Source organism: Citrobacter sp. Cpo061, from assembly GCF_030332845.1.
In the GTDB taxonomy this organism is placed as follows: Bacteria; Pseudomonadota; Gammaproteobacteria; order Enterobacterales; family Enterobacteriaceae; genus Citrobacter; species Citrobacter portucalensis.
Genome location: NZ_JAOWHB010000050.1, coordinates 22,095 through 41,980, shown reverse-complemented (window position 1 = coordinate 41,980; position 19,886 = coordinate 22,095). Strand labels below are relative to the sequence as shown.

At 50.4% G+C, this 19,886-nt stretch carries 16 protein-coding genes; 4 read left to right on the top strand and 12 right to left on the bottom strand.

Annotated features, from left to right (window positions below):
• Nucleotides 1–3 precede the first annotated feature (3 nt).
• From OGX97_RS15175 to proB, 6 genes are all read right to left on the bottom strand, one after another.
• Nucleotides 4–2,496: a CS1-pili formation C-terminal domain-containing protein gene (locus OGX97_RS15175; RefSeq protein WP_235125229.1), complete on the bottom strand. Its 2,493-nt coding sequence runs from the start codon at nucleotides 2,494–2,496 to the stop codon at nucleotides 4–6.
• A gap of 58 nt (nucleotides 2,497–2,554) precedes the next feature.
• Nucleotides 2,555–3,232, bottom strand: coding sequence for a hypothetical protein (locus OGX97_RS15170; protein ID WP_235125230.1), 678 nt, complete (start codon nucleotides 3,230–3,232; stop codon nucleotides 2,555–2,557).
• A gap of 52 nt (nucleotides 3,233–3,284) precedes the next feature.
• On the bottom strand, nucleotides 3,285–3,872 hold the full coding sequence (gene ecpA, locus OGX97_RS15165) for a common pilus major fimbrillin subunit EcpA (protein ID WP_003830835.1): 588 nt from the start codon (nucleotides 3,870–3,872) through the stop codon (nucleotides 3,285–3,287).
• Nucleotides 3,873–4,469: 597 nt separating this feature from the next.
• On the bottom strand, nucleotides 4,470–5,189 hold the full coding sequence (locus OGX97_RS15160; RefSeq protein ID WP_048226431.1) for a Crp/Fnr family transcriptional regulator: 720 nt from the start codon (nucleotides 5,187–5,189) through the stop codon (nucleotides 4,470–4,472).
• Nucleotides 5,190–5,471: 282 nt separating this feature from the next.
• On the bottom strand, nucleotides 5,472–6,722 hold the full coding sequence (gene proA / locus OGX97_RS15155) for a glutamate-5-semialdehyde dehydrogenase (RefSeq protein WP_279850356.1): 1,251 nt from the start codon (nucleotides 6,720–6,722) through the stop codon (nucleotides 5,472–5,474).
• Between the two features lie 11 nt (nucleotides 6,723–6,733).
• Nucleotides 6,734–7,837, bottom strand: coding sequence for a glutamate 5-kinase (proB, locus tag OGX97_RS15150; RefSeq protein ID WP_003031373.1), 1,104 nt, complete (start codon nucleotides 7,835–7,837; stop codon nucleotides 6,734–6,736).
• Nucleotides 7,838–8,126: 289 nt separating this feature from the next.
• Between proB and phoE the strand changes: the two genes are divergently transcribed.
• Nucleotides 8,127–9,182 (top strand): phosphoporin PhoE, encoded by a 1,056-nt coding sequence (phoE, locus tag OGX97_RS15145; protein ID WP_003830831.1) that lies wholly within the window; start codon nucleotides 8,127–8,129, stop codon nucleotides 9,180–9,182.
• Nucleotides 9,183–9,363: 181 nt separating this feature from the next.
• Here the strand turns inward: phoE and crl are convergent, their stop codons facing one another.
• The 3 genes from crl to gpt form a co-directional block, all read right to left on the bottom strand.
• Nucleotides 9,364–9,765, bottom strand: coding sequence for a sigma factor-binding protein Crl (gene crl, locus OGX97_RS15140; protein WP_008783790.1), 402 nt, complete (start codon nucleotides 9,763–9,765; stop codon nucleotides 9,364–9,366).
• A 57-nt stretch (nucleotides 9,766–9,822) separates the two neighbouring features.
• Nucleotides 9,823–11,067 carry an esterase FrsA gene (gene frsA, locus OGX97_RS15135; RefSeq protein ID WP_048214870.1) on the bottom strand — a complete coding sequence of 415 codons (1,245 nt, stop codon included), beginning with the start codon at nucleotides 11,065–11,067 and terminating at the stop codon, nucleotides 9,823–9,825.
• A 100-nt stretch (nucleotides 11,068–11,167) separates the two neighbouring features.
• Nucleotides 11,168–11,626, bottom strand: a complete 459-nt coding sequence (gpt, locus tag OGX97_RS15130; RefSeq protein WP_003031380.1) for a xanthine phosphoribosyltransferase — start codon at nucleotides 11,624–11,626, stop codon at nucleotides 11,168–11,170.
• A 261-nt stretch (nucleotides 11,627–11,887) separates the two neighbouring features.
• On the opposite strand from gpt, the gene pepD reads away from it, so the two are divergent.
• The gene (gene pepD, locus OGX97_RS15125) at nucleotides 11,888–13,345 is read left to right on the top strand and encodes a cytosol nonspecific dipeptidase (protein ID WP_008783788.1); all 1,458 of its coding nucleotides are present in this window, start codon (nucleotides 11,888–11,890) and stop codon (nucleotides 13,343–13,345) included.
• Nucleotides 13,346–13,545: 200 nt separating this feature from the next.
• Here the strand turns inward: pepD and dinB are convergent, their stop codons facing one another.
• Nucleotides 13,546–14,601 carry a DNA polymerase IV gene (dinB, locus tag OGX97_RS15120; protein ID WP_003830824.1) on the bottom strand — a complete coding sequence of 352 codons (1,056 nt, stop codon included), beginning with the start codon at nucleotides 14,599–14,601 and terminating at the stop codon, nucleotides 13,546–13,548.
• Nucleotides 14,602–14,932: 331 nt separating this feature from the next.
• Between dinB and dpaA the strand changes: the two genes are divergently transcribed.
• Complete coding sequence (dpaA, locus tag OGX97_RS15115) at nucleotides 14,933–15,673, top strand: peptidoglycan meso-diaminopimelic acid protein amidase (RefSeq protein ID WP_008783787.1); 741 nt, start codon at nucleotides 14,933–14,935, stop codon at nucleotides 15,671–15,673.
• On the opposite strand, the gene OGX97_RS15110 is transcribed toward dpaA, so the two are convergent.
• Nucleotides 15,644–16,411 (bottom strand): class II glutamine amidotransferase, encoded by a 768-nt coding sequence (locus OGX97_RS15110; RefSeq protein WP_003031388.1) that lies wholly within the window; start codon nucleotides 16,409–16,411, stop codon nucleotides 15,644–15,646. The genes dpaA and OGX97_RS15110 overlap by 30 nt on opposite strands.
• Nucleotides 16,412–16,522: 111 nt before the next feature.
• A complete protein-coding gene (gene lpcA, locus OGX97_RS15105; RefSeq protein WP_003031390.1) occupies nucleotides 16,523–17,104 on the bottom strand; it encodes a D-sedoheptulose 7-phosphate isomerase in 582 nt (193 codons plus the stop codon).
• Between the two features lie 239 nt (nucleotides 17,105–17,343).
• Between lpcA and fadE the strand changes: the two genes are divergently transcribed.
• Nucleotides 17,344–19,788 (top strand): acyl-CoA dehydrogenase FadE, encoded by a 2,445-nt coding sequence (fadE, locus tag OGX97_RS15100; RefSeq protein WP_003830821.1) that lies wholly within the window; start codon nucleotides 17,344–17,346, stop codon nucleotides 19,786–19,788.
• The last annotated feature ends 98 nt before the right edge of the window (nucleotides 19,789–19,886 follow it).

The following is a 19,886-nucleotide window of genomic DNA, read 5'->3' as shown; positions in this document are numbered from 1 at the left end:
TTATTACCTCTGTGCCATCGTGGTTTGCGTTGCACATTTCACATCGCCAACCCACGCAGCGCCGCGTGCTTTTTCCAGATCCAGATCGGCTTCACATATCCTGCCATTGGCAGAAATTAACGTAATAACCGGATACTTTTTATCAATATCGATAGCAAACTCACCTTTTGCATCCGTACGTGTTTTACCGATGTGGTTATGAATATCGGTATTTGCAGCCAACTGTCCATCGGGATAACGAATGCGACCGAATACGGTGACCATGCTTTTCACTTCAGGGTTGATAACTCCCACGTTACCCGGATATAGCGTCAGCTCCTGTTTGCGTCCTGAAACAATATCGAAGCTGTCCTCAGAGTTTTTATCATTGAGGATTTCCAGCTTGTACTGAGCATAGGGCGGCAGTGCAATGAAATTTGATTTACCGCTGAGACGATAATTGCGGTTATTAATCTTCGCAGCCAGTTTCCCCTCGCCGGTCAAATCTGTTTTTACGATAACGCCAGAACGCTGCCTCTCTTTACTCAGACCGAAGTCTTTACCTGCCCATGCCAGAGAACCTTGGGAAGAGAAGTTCATATTGGTGGAGTTGTCAGCAGAACGTGTTACCGATACGGTGCCAGCGTTATATTTCGTGTCATAACTTAGATTGCCGTTTACCGAATAATTATTGTCGTAATACTGTTCACCACTCAGACGCGTTGATGCCGATAATCCGACCGATTTAATCGGCCCTTCAGCATACTGTTTTCGTGCACTGAGATTACCCTGGGTGCTGCCATAGCGATCTCGGGAGACGCCCATGCTCAACCAGGTCGCCAACGGCAACGATAAGTCCAGGCTGACATAACGTTCCTGTCGCCCATCGTCATTTCGGTTGTTGTAGTAATAACGCTGAATTCCTGCACGTAACCCAATCGTGGCATACCTTCCAGAATAAAGAGTCGTGTTGTAATCCAGATTACGGTATTTATTGCCTGAGTAACGATTCTCCGTCTGACTAACAGTGAGTGAACCACCATGAGGAATAAACTTTCCGAGGTTAAGAGTTCCGCCAATGGAATAGTTATCACGCTCCTGCATAGGCAAGCGATCGCCAATTTTACTGTCTTCACGAGATGCCCAAAGGGAACCATATCCCTCAGGGACATTGAGATTAATGTTACTGATGTTTCGCCATGATGAATCGTTCGCTACCAACATCTGATTGCCAATACTGACGTATTCATTCACATTCAGCGTGACATCCGTTTCATTAACCGCATTGTTGTCAAAACCATAGATCGTTGATTTCAGGCCCAGCCCCGACAATATCGCCAGCGTCACCGATGCGGCCCCCCCGGCAATCCAGGTCTGCTCACTACCCAAATCCTGATAGTGGTTACGCTTATAGCTCACCCGATCATAATCCAGCGAACCACCAAAAAACTGCCATGAGAGCTGATGAACTCCGGCAGCTTGTTGGCGAGCAAAGATCTTATTAACCCGGCTGACACGACTATTAATTGTCCGCCCATTGACCACGATATCTACCGTGACGTCGTAAACACCATACGGAAAGCGACTGGTATCAATTTCATAGCTGCCCATATTAAAGTTCTGCACGCTGAGCAAACGTCCATCGCGGAAGACATGAACCTCACCAGCGGCTGGCAAAAATACGGTAATCGGCGTGAGTGAAAGCGCGGTATTCTCAACAACCGTACTTCCTTTGTTCCCGTAGCTCACACCGTAAATTTTCCCACCATTCAGCGCATTCAGGCTGGCAATAGACTGGACATTCCATGTATCAAGCATCCCCAGCGCCAGTCGATACCCTTCATAATCGCGCTCATACATCGCACGATAAAGTTTACTGGTACCATTGCTGTCACCGATGCCGTAAAACGAACCGTTAACATTAATGTGGTGCTCCCGCAGCGATGTTGTATTGTCCATCGTCAGATAGCTGCGGGTACTGCTGCCATTTCGGTAATCGTTGTAGTAGGTACCAAAGTTGTAGTTCAGGACGTTAGACAGAGTTTCAACGCTGGAAGGTCCAAGCAAGCTACTACGCGCGACAATCGCTTCAGTTAACGCATCTTTGCTGACAATCATCTCCAGGTGAAATGATGAGACATTAAGTTGCAGTCGAGCATCATCTGACAGTTCAATATTCGTATTATCGTGAAACTTTACATCACGGATTTTTTCCACTAACGCGCGGGTTTTCTCGGATAACACAGCATTATTGGGCAATTCAGCAAGAGTCAGTGCTTTAACTGTAATATTGCCATCAACAAGCGAAATCACCGCATCGGCAATTTTTTGCTGACTTTTCTCATCAGTCTCGTTGTAACGTATATATACCGGCACCGTCATTCCCTGCTCCAGTGAACGGGCGAAAGCGCTGGGAATAACGTAATTACCCACTTTTATTGGGGCTGCATGTGAAGTTCCTGGTGTCAGCGCAAGAAAAAGACAAATGCTACCGCCAACAATATATGTTGTTGTCATATGCATCCTTACAATCCGGTATTTTTATTTTTCCCGTACAGATGGCTGCTATTGACCATCACTTCACTGTAATAAACTGCTTACCGTGCCAGATCCCAATGCGTGAGCGGCTATTACTAATGTCGGTGAACTGCAGTTTTATTTTTGTACCTGGCATAATGTAATAACGTTCACGACAGCCCCGCCCCTGATCGCGAGCATTATTTTTGCAAGCCCCATAGGCGATTACTCGAAATGAAACATTGCCAGTATTGCTAATAACATCACCATTACGGTTATATTCAAAACGCTCTTTTCGCGGCGCAACAACCAAAATCGTGCCAATTTCTGCTGACGCTGTCGCAACAGCTAATTTATTGGCCCGGGTTTCCGCGCTCTCGGTGACCGGCTCATCTATCCATTGCAGACGATAATAACGCTCGACATCATCAGCAGGCCCTTTATAAAAGAAACGAAAAACATCCTTTGCCTGACCAGGCAGAATTAGATTGGCAGGCGTAGAGAGTAATTCCCCGGAATTAACAGGTTTTATTTCGACTCCGCCCGCTAAAGGTGATGACAGTTGTTTTACCGATACGCTGACATAACGAGCCGAATCTGTCGTATTAGTGATTTCTTTCGATAATGAACTCTCAGTAGAAGTCATTATCGACGTGATATCACCGACGTTAATTGCCCAGCTGGAAAAAGATATTACCAACCCTACCAACATTGCTGCCGGTAAATATTTATTCATGACACCATTCCTGATAAATTCGGGAGAAATTCTCCTCCCGAACTTTTATTTCTTAGGCGGACGGAGTCGTCCAGGTTGCATTGAACTGTACTTTTACATCACCAGTCCAATAGCCGTCTGGCAGTGCAGAGTAATCCGTTACCGGCGTGCTACCATCAGAAGTCGCAGACGCAATGGTGAATTTGAAGTTGGATTGATCGCTGACGCGGTCAGCACCGTTGTAAGCGCCATCAGCCATCAGGCTTTCAAGACCAGAAGTCGAGCTGGAATTTACCAGGACAGTATCTGATGAATTAGTCAACGCGGTGCCATTCCATGCCACCCCTACGTTCAGGGTAGACGCATCGCCACTGGCGTTGGTCAGAGTATTGCTAATAATCTGAGCGGTCAGTTCAAAATCAGTTGCCGTTTCCTGGCCCTGAATAGTCACATCAAACGCGCCATCCTGGGAGTTGAAGCCATTCAGACCTTCCGCATACTGGAAAGTCAAAGAGTTCAGCGGAGTGACGACCAACATGCTGGTGGTATCTTTTGTTGCCGTCGCGTCCCACGAGGCCGTTGCAGAAGCAGTGACATCTGCCATTGCATTTGCCGCAACAAATACAGACGCCAGAGAGGTCACTAATAATAATTTTTTCATTTTTATCTTCTCCTAAGAACAAACTCACCACCGAGTCTTATTATTAAGTCACTCCAGCGGTTCCATTAATTGCGAGCCAGAATTGCCGCGCCCAAAAATTATCATTTGAATTAAGTAACATCTCAACAAACCCTGAAACGCAAAAATTACAAAAAGACTAAGAATTTTCCCACTAAAACGATAATCTAAGAAGTTTCCTAAGTTTAATTTACTTAAATAACACCATGAACCAGAACTATCACCCAAATAAATAAGACAAATCAAACAATTCATCTTTTTTATGTTTTTGATAAATATCAAAAAGATCATACAAATACCACGAGAGCAAAACCCTTACAAAACATAAAGATAATTAACACCTCCATAGTTTCTCTATAATGCTTATTATTTGTTGCAATTATGCTAAATTTTTAACGCCGCAAGAAAATTCTCATTATATATCCATTTGCGAGGGAATATTCTTATAAAAAAACATTCACCTACAGAAACTACATTCTAACTGATAATTATTTGACAAAATTAAAACCAGGAATTTTCCATATAAAATGAATATTCCTGGCTTATCAGGAGAGATAATGATTATCGTTAAATAGAAAATTAGATAAAACGTTTTAAACCAAGATAACTATTAATTGTTACGGTACGTACCCTATGTAAGGTAATCAAATTCTGCTGTTCAAGAGATTTTAATGAGCGGCTAACGGTTTCAATTTTAAGATCGAGATAACTGGCAATTTCCTCCCGAGAAAATGGCAAGCGAAGCGTCGTTTCTGGCCTGCCGATGCGCAAATGCATCTCGTAAAATTCCACCAGGAAAGCCGCGATCCTGGCCTCAGCATGTTTATTCGCATAGCGCCGCAGTTTTTCAACAATGAATCCATTGTCCCTGCAGAGAAACTTGATGACTGCGGCAGCTACCGAAGGCTCCTTCTCTGCTACCTTGAACAACCGCGCAATATCAATGTGGCAAACCTCTGCAGCCGTTGCGGCCTGGATAGTTGTCAGGTACTTCCCCCCTTCGACAGCATCCAGCGCCATGATATCTCCCGGAACATAAAAGCGGCTGATAAAAACGTTATCGCCACATTCCACGCTGGACTTGCAGTACCCCTCATGGATAACAAAAAGCATATCCGCGGTTTCATCCTGCCGAGCGAGTATCTCCCCAGCTTTAAACCGCCTTCTTTTGTCTATTAATTTGTATTGATTATCACGATCAATCGCCGCTCCCTTTGGGCACAGCGAACAATGACGGGGAGGAAACGGGTTGCCAAGCGGCACAACAGGAATGCTAAGTTTGTGAATATCCGATTTCACGCAACAACTCCTCATAAAAATGAGATTGATTCTAATAGATCGGGCCATGGGAACAATACGTGAAACGAAGACCAGGAAAATTCATGCTGGCAGGGAAAATTCTGTGATACGTCGCCTTTTGGGCGCTGGTGAGAGCATAGGTCAAAAACAGACTGATGCGGATGATGTTAAAACGCAGGATAGAAAAATAAATGCGGCAGCGAAGTGAAGGTTAGAATTAAGCGGGAGATGCCTTAATAGCTTTAAAATTAAGAGCGCTATTATGGCATCGCCCGTTTTCAATTACGCCCGGATCGTGTCGTCACCGAAGCCAACCCACTTATATGTGGTCAGTGCTTCCAGTCCCATTGGGCCACGTGCGTGCAGTTTTTGCGTGCTCACCGCCACTTCCGCACCCAGTCCGAACTGGCCGCCATCGGTAAAACGAGTAGAGGCGTTTACATACACGGCAGAAGAGTCCACTTCATTCACGAAACGGTTGGCGTTGCTGAGCGTGCGCGTCAGTATGGCGTCCGAGTGCTGGGTACCGTGTTCGCGAATATGGGCGATAGCACCATCCATATTTTCGACCACCACAACGTTCAGATCCAGAGACAGAAACTCGTTATCCAGCTCTTCCGGTTTTAGTGGCACCAGTTTGGCAGGGCCATGCAGAACCTGCATCACAATTTCATCACCGTGCAGCGTAACACCGCTATCCGCCATCTTTTGGCTTAACGCAGGCAGGAAACGCTCAGCAATATCCTGATGCACCAGCAGAGTTTCTACAGTGTTACAGGTGCTTGGACGCTGGGTTTTGGCGTTAACGATAATCTTCAGGGCCGGGGCGATCTCCGCGGTATCATCAACATAAATATGGCATACGCCAATACCGCCGGTGATGACCGGGATGGTCGACTGCTCACGGCACAGCTTATGCAGACCCGCGCCACCGCGAGGGATCAGCATATCGATGTACTTATCCATCCGCAGCATTTCAGCGACCAACGCGCGGTCCGGGTTATCAATTGACTGTACGGCAGCCGCGGGTAAACCGCAGGCTTTCAGCGCCTTTTGGATAACAGCCACGGTGGCGGCGTTGGTCCGGTAGGTCTCTTTCCCACCGCGCAGAATCACCGCATTGCCGGTTTTCAGGCACAGGGAGGCAACGTCAACGGTGACGTTTGGACGCGCTTCATAAATCACGCCAATCACGCCCAGCGGGACGCGACGACGCTCCAGACGCAGACCGCTATCCAGCAGGCCGCCGTCAATCACCTGCCCTACCGGGTCGGCAAGATTACAGACCTGGCGCACATCGTCAGCAATCGCTTTCAGACGCGCCGGCGTCAGCGCCAGGCGGTCGAGCATCGCTTCGCTCAGGCCGTTGGCTCGCGCCTGCTCAACATCTTGTATGTTCGCGCTGAGGATGCTTTCCGTTTGCGCTTCCAGCTCATCAGCAATGGTTTCCAGTACGCGATTTTTTTCGCGACTGGAGAGCAGCGCCAGCTTGTATGACGCGGCTTTGGCAGCAATGCCCATTTGTTCCAGCATATGCCTGTTCCTTAACGGGTGATCATGTCGTCGCGATGGACAGCAACCGGACCGTATTCATAGCCCAGGATGGTGTCGATCTGTTGTGAGTGATGTCCGGCAATACGGCGCAGCGCGTCGCTGTTATAGCGGGTGACGCCATGGGCAATATCGCGCCCTTCGAGATTGCAGATGCGGATCACTTCACCACGAGAAAAGTTACCTGTCACGCTTTTAATGCCTTTTGGCAGTAATGAGCTGCCGCGTTCCAGAATTGCTGCGGTCGCGCCCTCATCGACGGTAATCTCCCCGGCAGGCGGCGCGCCAAAGATCCAGCGTTTACGGTTCTCCAGCGGAGAGGCCTGAGCATGAAAACGCGTCCCAACGGAAACGCCTTCCATCACGTCGCCAATCACGCCCGGCTTGCTGCCTGCGGCAATAATGGTGTCGATCCCGGCGCGGCACGCGACATCGGCTGCCTGCAGTTTTGTTCCCATGCCGCCGGTTCCCAGACCCGAGACGCTGTCGCCGGCAATGGCGCGCAACGCATCGTCAATACCGTGAACGTCTTTAATCAGCTCCGCCTGCGGATTGGTACGCGGATCGGCGGTGAACAGTCCCTGCTGATCGGTCAGCAGCAGCAGCTTATCGGCTCCGGCCAGAATCGCCGCCAGCGCGGAGAGGTTGTCGTTATCGCCGACTTTAATCTCAGCGGTCGCTACGGCGTCATTCTCATTAATGACAGGAACAATGTTGTTATCCAGCAGCGCGCGGAGCGTATCGCGGGCGTTGAGGAAGCGCTCTCTGTCTTCCATATCTGCACGCGTCAGCAGCATCTGCCCGATATGAATACCGTAAATCGAGAACAGCTGTTCCCACAGTTGAATCAGTCGGCTCTGCCCGACCGCCGCCAACAGCTGTTTCGAAGCTATCGTTGCCGGGAGCTCCGGGTAACCAAGATGCTCACGTCCGGCGGCAATCGCACCAGAGGTAACGATAACAATACGATGCCCTGCGGCATGGAGCTGCGCGCACTGGCGAACCAGTTCTACGATGTGGGCGCGGTTCAGGCGGCGGGATCCGCCCGTTAACACACTGGTGCCAAGTTTTACCACCAGCGTCTGGCTGTCACTCATGATTCTCTGCCATTCAAAATTGGGGAAAATGATATCAAACGAACGTTTTAGCAGGACTGGCCCCGGTTGCCAACAACCAGCGCACAAAGCATGAAATTTTATTGCGCAGGATCAGCAAGCGTAGCGGCAGATTTTGACGCATTTATTACAGAAACAAAAAAACATCCTTTTTTAAAAATATTCTTACTTTGTCATAAAACGTTCATTGCCAGACGTTAAAAACCCTCCTGTCTTTTAACGGGGATCACACCCAGTGAATATTAGCGCGTACTTTTAATCAGGAATGAAAATGAAAAAGAGCACTCTGGCATTAGTGGTGATGGGAATTGTTGCGTCGGCATCCGTACAGGCAGCGGAAGTGTATAACAAGAACGGCAATAAGCTGGATTTGTACGGCAAAGTAAAAGCCATGCATTACATGACGGATTATGACAGCAAAGATGGTGACCAAAGCTATATCCGTTTAGGTTTTAAAGGTGAAACGCAAATTAACGATCAACTAACCGGTTATGGTCGTTGGGAAGCAGAGTTTGCCGGCAATAAAGCTGAAAGCGACTCTAACCAACAAAAAACACGTCTGGCCTTCGCCGGTGTGAAATTAAAAGATTTTGGCTCGTTTGATTATGGTCGTAACCTGGGTGCGCTGTATGACGTGGAAGCCTGGACCGATATGTTCCCGGAATTTGGTGGCGACTCCTCCGCACAGACCGATAACTTTATGACCAAACGCGCCAGCGGTCTGGCAACTTACCGTAACACCGACTTCTTCGGCGTCGTGGATGGCCTGGATCTGACCCTGCAATACCAGGGTAAAAACCAGGATCGCGATGTGAAAAAACAGAACGGCGACGGTTTTGGTACTTCTGTTACCTATGACTTTGGCGGCAGCGATTTCGCGGTGAGCGGCGCTTATACCAACTCCGATCGTACCAACCAGCAAAATCTGCAAACTCGCGGTACGGGTGATAAAGCTGAAGCCTGGGCAACCGGCTTAAAATATGATGCTAACGATATTTATATTGCGACGTTCTATTCTGAAACACGCAACATGACGCCAATTTCCGGCGGCTTCGCCAATAAAACACAGAACTTCGAAGCGGTTGTTCAGTACCAGTTTGACTTTGGTCTGCGTCCGTCACTGGGTTATGTGCTTTCTAAAGGGAAAGATATTGAAGGCGTCGGCAATGAAGACCTGGTGAATTATATCGACGTGGGCGCAACGTATTATTTCAACAAAAATATGTCCGCGTTTGTTGACTATAAAATCAACCAGCTGGATAGCGATAATAAACTGGGCATCAACGATGATGATATCGTTGCTGTCGGTATGGTCTACCAGTTCTAATTATACCCGTCATATTTCAAGCTGCATGTGCGTTGGCTTTCCTCGCTCACCCCAGTCACGTACTTATGTACGCTCCTGGGGATTCGCTGCGTCGCCGCCTTCCTGCAACTCGAATTATTTAGGGTATAGCATAAAAAAATGCCGGATGGGGTTGCGCCGCCATCCGGCATTTTACTGTTCATTATGCCGTTAACTTAACCGGTTCATCCTTAAAGTCGTCAGCAGGTTCCAGCGCCAGATTCAGCGTCGTCAACAAGCCACGTAATTTTTCATGGAATTCACGTAAGGTGTATTCCAGTCGCTCTACCACTTCAGTCTCTTTCACCGGCACCGCCGTCCAGTTACCGTCTTTATCAAACAAACCAAACTGATAGCTGTACGTGAAGCGTTTTTCCTGCGCCTCCAGTTCCATCCACCAGCCCCAGAACTCGCGTTTCTCAGGGGCGGGTTTCACGTTGACGCAAACAGCCAGACAATCGAAAAAAAATCGATTATCTTCGCACTGCCCTTCCCGGATGTACGGGCCAAGCGCGGTGAATTTCTTGATCAATCTACTTTTCGGATGCCCACTCGGTAACGTCATTACGATCTCCTTAGATGAAGCACCTGTTTTACCAAATCGCTAAAATTTAGCAAACTTTTAACACAATCTCTGATTGATCCAACCGGTTATTTCCTGCAGCCCTTTGTCAAAATTGCGATACACCGGGTTGAAGGGGATCTCCAGTAGCTTACCGTCTGAAGATGAAGATGTGATTAAACGTGACTCTTCTTCCGGGCTAAACGGATCGTTCTTCCAGAATCCCGAGAGCATTGGCGTCGGGCAGCGTCGCCCCAACAGGCCCTGCACTTTTAATGAATAGCGATTAAGTTCAACGCGCAGCGCTTCATCGGAGGCGTCATGCATCCCCAGGCGGCTAGCCAGTACATCAAGGTACATTTCCGGGACGCTCGCCTGACGCTGCGGGTCGCTAAGCAGCGCATGAACCACTGGCCCCAGACAGGCCACCGCCTTCAGACGCGATGATTCCAGATACGCCAGACGTACCGCTACGTTAGCGCCAAAGCGGAAACCGAAGGCCGCCACGCGGGTGTGATCCACCCAGGGAACATTAGGCAGCGCTTTTAATACATGCTGATGCAGCAGGCTGGAATCCTGAGTCAGTTTCCATTTTGACGAGAACCCAACCGACGGCATATCCAGCGTCAGCATGGCTATACCCCGTGGGGCAAAATAGCGCTCATACAGGGTGTAGTAATCCGTTTGCATGGAATCGAGGCCACCACACATCAGCACCGTCGGGAACGGACCGTCACCTTTTGGCATATGTAAGAAGCCGGTGATCGGCGCACCGCCAGCGACGGGAAACTCCATCTCACGCAGCGTGCCCGGCAATCGCTGTGCGGCCTCTTCATAGGCGCGATTCGCCAAAGCCTGTGCCTGCTCTGCCAGCTCATCGCCTTTCAGGTGTGGGTAAGCGGCAATGTTGTACAACGTAGACGCATGCAGCCAGTGGCGTCCGCTCACCTGCGGATCCTCTTCCATAGACGCTTTCTGTTGCCAGTCCATCGCCTGCTTCGCCCACTCATAGATCCAGTTCCCACCGCGATAGCCGATAACCGTATCGTAGAGTTCTTTATCTGTACGCTCGGCTTCGCTCATCACGATACGTGCCTGCACCTCAAGGATTTCGCGCGGGTCGACGCCGCGCCAGATCCACATCAGGCGATTCACCATGCGATACCAGTGCGGAATGGTTTTGCCATCCAGGGCAGATTGTACGGACGGCTGCGCGCCGTGATTAAAACGACGAACCAGTGTTGACGTTTCAGGGTGTTTGAAGCGGGGTTTAAACAGGACTTCGCTGAGGTTAGCCTGTGACATGATTGCAGCCTCCATGAGTACTCACTAAGGCATAGTGTAACCTGACACAGCACAAAAAGAACAACGCCCGGCAGTTGCCAGGCGTTGAAAACTTTTTAGATTAGCGACCAGAGATCGGCGGGACGAACACTACGCCCATATCCCACGGCTGCTCAATCCAGGTATCCTGAGGGATATCAACAACATAATCATTCACCAGCGGGCGACCAGCCGGCTTAGCGAAGATAGTGACGAAATGCGCTTTAGGATACATTTCGCGGATCGCAACGGCGGTACCTCCGGTGTCAACCAGGTCATCGATTACGATGAAACCTTCACCGTCGCCTTCGGCACGCTTCAGCACTTTCAGTTCGCGCTGGTTGTCGTGATCGTAGCTGGAGATGCATACGGTATCGACATGACGAATACCCAATTCACGCGCCAGCAATGCGCCCGGCACCAGACCACCACGGCTAACGGCAATAATGCCTTTCCATTGTTCAGAAGGCATCAGGCGGCTTGCCAGTTTACGTGCATGGATCTGCAACATGTCCCAGGTGACGACGTATTTTTCGCTCATGTGAAGTGTCCCAGCCTGTTTATCTACGGCTTAAAAAGTGTTCGAGGGGGAAATAGGTTGCGCGAGATTATAGAGATCTGACGCACTAAAAACCAGTGTTTCGCGGAATCCGCGCCTCTTTTTGCATGCTTTATGCTAGCCGTCAGCGGAGAAAGTGGTATTCTCAATCGCATCGCGCAAGCCTGACTTGTGGTGTTTTTAATTCTGCTAACCCCGTGGCCTGCAAGCAAGTTTTGTAGGACATCGCCAAGGAGACTCAACGTGTCTGAACTGTCTCAATTATCCCCGCAACCGCTATGGGATATTTTTGCCAAAATCTGTTCTATTCCTCATCCGTCCTATCATGAAGAGCAGCTCGCTGAACACATTCTGAGCTGGGCCCAAGAGAAAGGTTTCCACGTCGAGCGCGATCAAGTCGGTAATATCCTGATTCGCAAACCCGCTACCGCAGGCATGGAAAACCGCAAGCCGGTCGTTCTGCAGGCGCACCTGGATATGGTCCCGCAGAAAAACAACGACACCGTGCATGACTTCACTAAAGATCCTATCCAGCCTTATATTGACGGCGAATGGGTGAAAGCCCGTGGCACTACGCTGGGTGCGGATAACGGCATCGGTATGGCGTCTGCGCTGGCCGTTCTGGCTGATGACAGCGTAGTACACGGTCCGCTGGAAGTGCTGCTGACCATGACCGAAGAAGCGGGTATGGATGGCGCGTTTGGTCTGCAGGCTAACTGGCTGCAGGCAGATATCCTGATCAACACCGACTCAGAAGAAGAAGGTGAGATCTACATGGGTTGCGCAGGCGGTATCGACTTTACCTCTAACCTGCCGCTGTCCCGTGAAGCAATCCCGGCTGGATTCCAGAGCTTTAAGCTGACGTTAAAAGGCCTGAAAGGCGGTCACTCCGGCGGCGAAATCCACGTGGGTCTCGGTAACGCGAACAAACTGCTGGTACGCTTCCTGGCGGGCCACGCTGAAGAGCTGGATCTGCGTCTGGTTGATTTCAACGGCGGTACGCTGCGTAACGCGATTCCGCGTGAAGCCTTTGCTACCCTGGCCGTGGCTGCAGATAAAGTTGATGCGTTAAAAGCGCTGGTCAACACCTATCAGGAAATCCTGAAAAACGAACTGGAAGCCAAAGAGAAGAACCTGGCTCTGCTGCTGGATGCCGTAACTCAAGACAAAGCCGCGCTGACCGCTCAGTCTCGCGACAGCTTTGTGCGTCTGCTGAACGCCACCCCGAACGGTGTAATCCGCAACTCTGACGTCGCCAAAGGCGTGGTAGAGACCTCTCTGAACGTCGGCGTTGTCACCATGACTGACGACAACGTTGAAATTCACTGCCTGATCCGTTCCCTGATCGACAGCGGTAAAGACTACGTGGTGAGCATGCTGGATTCACTGGGTAAACTGGCTGGCGCGAAAACCCAAGCAAAAGGCGGATACCCAGGCTGGCAGCCGGATGCTAACTCTCCGGTTATGCACCTGGTTCGTGAAACCTATCAGCGTCTGTTCAACAAAACGCCGAATATCCAGATCATCCACGCTGGTCTGGAATGTGGTCTGTTCAAGAAACCGTATCCGGATATGGACATGGTTTCCATCGGGCCAACTATCACCGGTCCGCACTCCCCGGATGAGCAGGTTCATATCGAAAGCGTCGGCCATTACTGGACGCTGCTGACTGAACTGCTGAAGTCTATTCCGGCGAAGTAAGATTCTGCGCTAATTGCCGGATGGCGCTGCGCTTATCCGGCCTACACGCTGGTTTGTAGGCTGGATAAAGTTTTTACGCTGCCATCCGGCATGCACGCTGATTTGAAGGCTGAATAAAGTTTTTACGCTGCCATCAGGCATGCTCGCTGGTTTGTAGGCCGGATAAGGCGTTTACGCCGACATCCGGCAATTGTTCTGAATCACAGCCCCAATAGCAGTTGTCTTTCCATTTGTGGATCCAGCAGCGTGACGTGTAATCCCACCAGCCTGACACCTCGCCCTCCCCTACGCTCGTCCCAGGTCTTGCGCGCTGTCGTAATTAAGTCATCTTTATTTAAGCGCGGCCAGACGTGCTCCTGCGTAGTCTGCTGAAAATCATTAAACTTGAGTTTTATCCCCTGGCGAGCGATCAGCAGATCCGGCTTTACCTTTGCCAGACGCCGTTCCAGTTCAGGATAGAGCCGTTCAATTATCGCCTCACACTCCGACCACTCGTGAATATCTTCCGCCAGCGTACGCTCCACGCCGACGGATTTACGCAGCCTGTCGTTGTTGACGTCCCGCTCGTCAATCCCCTGACTGCGCTCCCACAGCACGCGACCAAACTTGCCGAAGCGTTTGAGCAGCATTGCCAGGTCGTATTTTTGAACATCTTCGCAGGTACGTAATCCCATTGATTCCAGCTTAGCGGCGGAGACTTTGCCAACGCCGGGAATTTTGCCTAACGGCAATGTTCTGAGAAATTCAGGAACATCGGCAGGGGTAATCACATATTGCCCGTTGGGTTTGTTGAGATCGGAGGCTATTTTTGCCAGAAATTTTACCGGCGCAATTCCGGCAGAGGCGGTTAACTGTAACTCGTTAAAAATTGTCTGACGGATTTCCTGAGCGATCAGCGTAGCTGAGCCGTGGCAGTGGGTGCTGTCGGTCACATCCAGATAGGCTTCATCCAGCGAAAGAGGTTCTATCAGCGAGGTATAGCGGGAGAAAATAGCCTGAATCTGGCGGGAGGCTTCTTTATAGGCCTCGTAACGACCAGGTAATAAAGTGAGATGCGGACACAGCTTTAATGCCATTCCCGTTGGCATTGCGCTACGCACGCCAAATTTGCGCGCCGGATAATTGGCCGTGCTGATGACCCCCCGACGTTCACGACTGCCGCCAATAGCAATGGGAATGTCGCGCAGGGCGGGGTTGTCGCGCATTTCCACTGCCGCGAAAAAGCAGTCCATATCGACATGTATGATTTTACGCATCGTTTCCCTCCCACATCACTGTTTAAGTATACAGTACTTTTATGTTGTGAGAAGTCTGGTTGTACCTAATGCTGGGCCGTTCCAGACCCATTATCCATCCAGCACGAATAAGACCCAATGAAGCGCAGTAACCAGCAAAATACGCCAGTGTCTGACTGCCTTTAAGCGCAATTTTCCGTATAAAGAAAAACTAAAGTGTAAACGCCGCACGAGAGACTTGCGAAAAACTCTCTTGGTGCTAATGTGAGCGCTCCAGATCCAGATTTATCCGATTTGGGGATTCTTTTTGCCGTCCTGGCGTGTGTGATCGTTTTATCAAGGAATAAGCAGTATGCGTAAAATCGCATTTTTTCTTGCGATGCTTTTATTGCCGTGCGTTTCATTTGCCGGTTTGCTGAGCAGCAGCAGCCCGACTACGCCTGTCAGCAAAGAATATAAGCAGCAATTAATGGGCTCCCCCGTTTATATCCAGATCTTCAAAGAAGAGCGAACCTTGGATCTGTACGTCAAGATGGGCGAACAGTATCAATTGCTCGACAGTTATAAGATCTGTAATTATTCCGGTGGCTTAGGTCCGAAGCAGCGTCAGGGTGATTTCAAAAGTCCGGAAGGGTTTTACAGCGTTCAGCGTGGACAGCTGAAACCAGATAGTCGCTTCTATAAAGCGATTAACATTGGTTTCCCTAATGCCTATGACCGCGCACACGGTTATGAAGGTAAGTACCTGATGATCCACGGTGCCTGTGTTTCCGTCGGCTGCTACGCAATGACCGACAACGGCATTGATGAGATTTTCCAGTTTGTGACCGGTGCTCTGGTGTTCGGGCAGTCCAGCGTACAGGTTAGCATTTACCCGTTCCGCATGACCGATGCCAACATGCAACGCCATAAGTTCTCGTATTACAAAGATTTCTGGGCCCAGTTAAAGCCGGGATACGATTACTTTGAACAAACACGTAAACCACCGACCGTTTCTGTCGTCAATGGTCGTTACGTCGTCAGCAAGCCGTTGAGTCACGAAGTGGTTCAGCCTCAACTGGCATCAAACTACACGCTCCCCGAGACAAAATAATGCCCACTCGCCTGGCATAATCTTTTGCCAGGTTTCATTGCCGGTTAATGGTTGAGTGGCAATCACGGTGACCACATCATTGGGTGTGGTCTCTGAGCTAAAATCGATTTCCACGTCCTGATCCAGCAATGTCGCCACGCCAAACGGCGCACGACGCGTGATCCAAAACAGGTTGGTCGAACAGAAGGCCATCACATAGCGTCCGTCAGACAACAGCATGTTGAAGACGCCCTTCTCCCGCAGTTCTCCTGCCAGCATCGCGATGTATTTAAACACTGCCGTCATATTGCCAGGCGTGCGCGGATAACGCTCCGTCAGCTTGTGGAGCAGCCAGCAGAAAGCTTTTTCGCTGTCGGTTTCCCCGACCGGGCGGAAATTTCCGGTTTCCAGCGATTTATAGCCACTGAGCTGTCCATTATGAGCATAGGTCCAGTTGCGTCCCCACAGTTCGCGGGTAAAGGGATGGGTATTTTCCAACGCCACTTCGCCACGGTTCGCCTGACGAATATGGGCAATCACGGAACAGGATTTGATGGGGTAGTCTTGTACCAGTTTGGCGATAGGCGAATTAAAGCTGGGTTGCGGATCTTTAAACGTACGGCAGCCCTTACCTTCATAAAACGTAATACCCCAGCCGTCTTTGTGTGGCCCGGTCCCTCCGCCGCGCTGAACCAGCCCGGTGAAGCTAAAGCAGATATCGGTTGGCACATTGGCGCTCATCCCGAGCAGTTCGCACATACATCACCTACCTTAAAACCGTGAACTGCCTGATGGCGCTGCGCTTATCAGGCCTACGTGGCGCTCATGTAGGCCGGATAAGGCTTCAGCCACCATCCGGCAATCGTCTTCTTATGGTTTAACCATCTCTTTTTCGATCAGCTGGATCAGGATATGGATCACTTTGATATGAATTTCCTGAATACGGTCAGCGTAGCCAAAGTGCGGCACGCGAATTTCGATATCCGCGCTGCCCGCCATTTTTCCGCCATCTTTACCGGTCAGGGTGATCACTTTCATCCCTTTCTCACGCGCTGCGGCAATCGCTTTAATTACGTTACCGGAATTACCCGAAGTCGAAATGCCTAACAGGACATCACCTTCACGACCCACGGCTTCTACGTAGCGAGAGAACACATAATCGTAACCAAAATCGTTGCTGACGCAGGAGATATGGCTGACGTCAGAGATAGCGATAGCAGGGTAACCAGGACGGTTTTCACGATAGCGTCCGGTCAGCTCTTCGGCAAAGTGCATCGCGTCGCAATGGGAACCGCCGTTACCGCAAGAAAGTACCTTACCGCCCGCTTTAAAGCTGTCTGCCAACAGAACCGCCGCGCGCTGAATGGCGTGAATATTGGCGTCATCTTTAAGAAAATTAGCCAGCGTTTCCGCCGCTTCGCTCAGTTCGTTACGAATAAGATCCTGGTACATGAGGATATCCTTCAGCATGAATGTAAATGACAAGACGCAGTGTACCGGATAGCGCTACCTGCGAGAAGTCCAAGCCACAGGAATGGCTGTCGCTTTTGATTTTTTGTGCCGGTTAAAACAGCAACAATGTGAGCTTTGTTGTAATTATTTTGTAAACATATTGCTAAAAGAATTTACATCCACTACAAACATATCATCACAAGTGGTCAGACCTCCTACAAGCAAGGGAGCTTTTCGTTATGATGATTTTGAGTATTATCGCTACGGTTGTTCTGCTCAGCGTTCTGTTTTATCACCGCGTGAGCTTATTCCTCAGCAGTTTAATTTTGCTCGCCTGGACGGCTGCGCTTGGCGTGGCTGGCCTGTGGTCAGTCTGGTTGCTGGTTCCTCTGGCCATTATCCTCGTGCCGTTTAACTTTACGCCGATGCGCAAATCCATGATCTCTGCGCCGGTGTTCCGCGGCTTCCGTAAAGTCATGCCACCGATGTCGCGTACAGAGAAAGAAGCGATTGATGCGGGTACAACCTGGTGGGAAGGTGACCTGTTCCAGGGCAAGCCTGACTGGAAAAAACTGCATAACTATCCTCAACCGCATCTGACCGCTGAAGAACAGGCGTTTATTGATGGTCCAGTGGAAGAAGCGTGCCGCATGGCGAACGACTTCCAGATCACTCACGAACTCGCGGATCTGCCGCCGGAACTGTGGGCATATCTGAAAGAACACCGCTTCTTCGCGATGATCATTAAGAAAGAGTACGGCGGGCTGGAATTCTCAGCATATGCTCAGGCTCGCGTTCTGCAGAAACTCTCCGGCGTTTCCGGGATCCTGGCGATCACCGTTGGCGTACCTAACTCATTAGGCCCAGGCGAACTGCTGCAACATTACGGCACCGAAGAGCAGAAAAATCATTACCTGCCGCGTCTGGCTCGCGGTCAGGAGATCCCATGCTTTGCTCTGACCAGCCCGGAAGCAGGCTCCGACGCAGGGGCGATCCCTGATACCGGCGTGGTTTGTATGGGCGACTGGCAGGGCCAGCAGGTGCTGGGTATGCGCCTGACCTGGAACAAACGTTATATCACGCTGGCGCCTATCGCCACGGTACTGGGTCTGGCATTTAAACTCTCTGACCCGGAAAAACTGCTGGGTGGTGAAGAAGATCTCGGTATTACCTGTGCGCTGATCCCAACCTCAACGCCGGGTGTACAAATTGGGCGTCGTCACTTCCCGCTGAACGTGCCGTTCCAGAACGGTCCTACCCTCGGTAAAGATGTGTTTGTACCGATTGATTACATCATCGGTGGTCCGAAAATGGCCGGTCAGGGCTGGCGCATGCTGGTGGAATGTCTGTCTGTAGGACGTGGTATTACCCTGCCGTCTAACTCGACGGGCGGCGTGAAATCAGTCGCAATGGCCACCGGCGCATATGCGCACATTCGTCGCCAGTTCAAAATCTCCATCGGCAAGATGGAAGGTATTGAAGAACCGTTGGCACGTATTGCCGGTAACGCCTACGTGATGGACGCTGCGGCATCACTGATTACCTACGGCATTATGCTGGGTGAAAAACCGGCGGTGCTGTCGGCTATCGTGAAATATCACTGTACCCACCGTGGGCAGCAGTCAATCATCGATGCGATGGATATCACTGGCGGTAAAGGCATTATGCTTGGCGAAAGCAACTTCCTCGCCCGCGCTTATCAAGGTGCGCCAATCGCCATTACCGTTGAAGGTGCCAACATTCTGACCCGTAGCATGATGATCTTCGGTCAGGGTGCGATTCGCTGCCATCCGTATGTTCTGGAAGAGATGGCTGCGGCACAGAGTAACGATGTGAATGCGTTCGACAAGCTGCTGTTCAAACACATCGGTCACGTTGGCAGTAACAAAGTGCGCAGCTTCTGGCTTGGCCTGACACGTGGCTTAACCAGCAGCACGCCAACCGGCGATGCGACCAAACGTTACTACCAGCACCTGAACCGTTTGAGCGCCAACCTGGCCCTGCTTTCAGATGTGTCCATGGCCGTACTGGGCGGTAGTCTGAAGCGCCGTGAACGTATCTCCGCGCGTCTGGGCGATGTGTTAAGCCAGCTGTATCTGGCCTCTGCGGTACTGAAACGTTATGACGATGAAGGCCGTAATGAAGCGGACCTGCCGTTGGTTCACTGGGGCGTTCAGGATGCGTTGTACAAAGCGGAACAGGCGATGGACGATCTGCTGAAAAACTTCCCGAACCGTCTGGTCGCAGGCTTGCTGAACGTGGTTATCTTCCCGACCGGTCGCCACTACGACGCACCGTCTGACAAGCTGGACCATAAAGTCGCGAAGATTTTGCAGGTTCCAAGTGCTACTCGTTCTCGTATTGGTCGCGGTCAATATCTGACGCCAAGCGAGCATAACCCGGTTGGTTTGCTGGAAGAGGCGCTGCTGGATGTCATTGCAGCCGACCCTATCCACCAGCGGATCTGTAAAGAGTTGGGTAAAAACCTGCCATTTACCCGTCTCGACGAACTGGCGCACAATGCGCTGGCGAAAGGGCTGATTGATAAAGATGAAGCCGCGATTCTGGTGAAAGCCGAAGCGAGCCGCCTGCGCAGTATCAACGTGGATGACTTTGAACCCGAGGAGCTGGCGACTCAGCCGGTAAAGCTGCCAGAGAAAGTGCGTAAAGTCGAAGCCGCATAACGATATACGCACAACGTTTAGCCCCGCTTAATGCGGGGCTTTTTATTGCCACATTTTCATTAATGCTCATGCTACAGTGTCAAAATGTTGTTCAACGA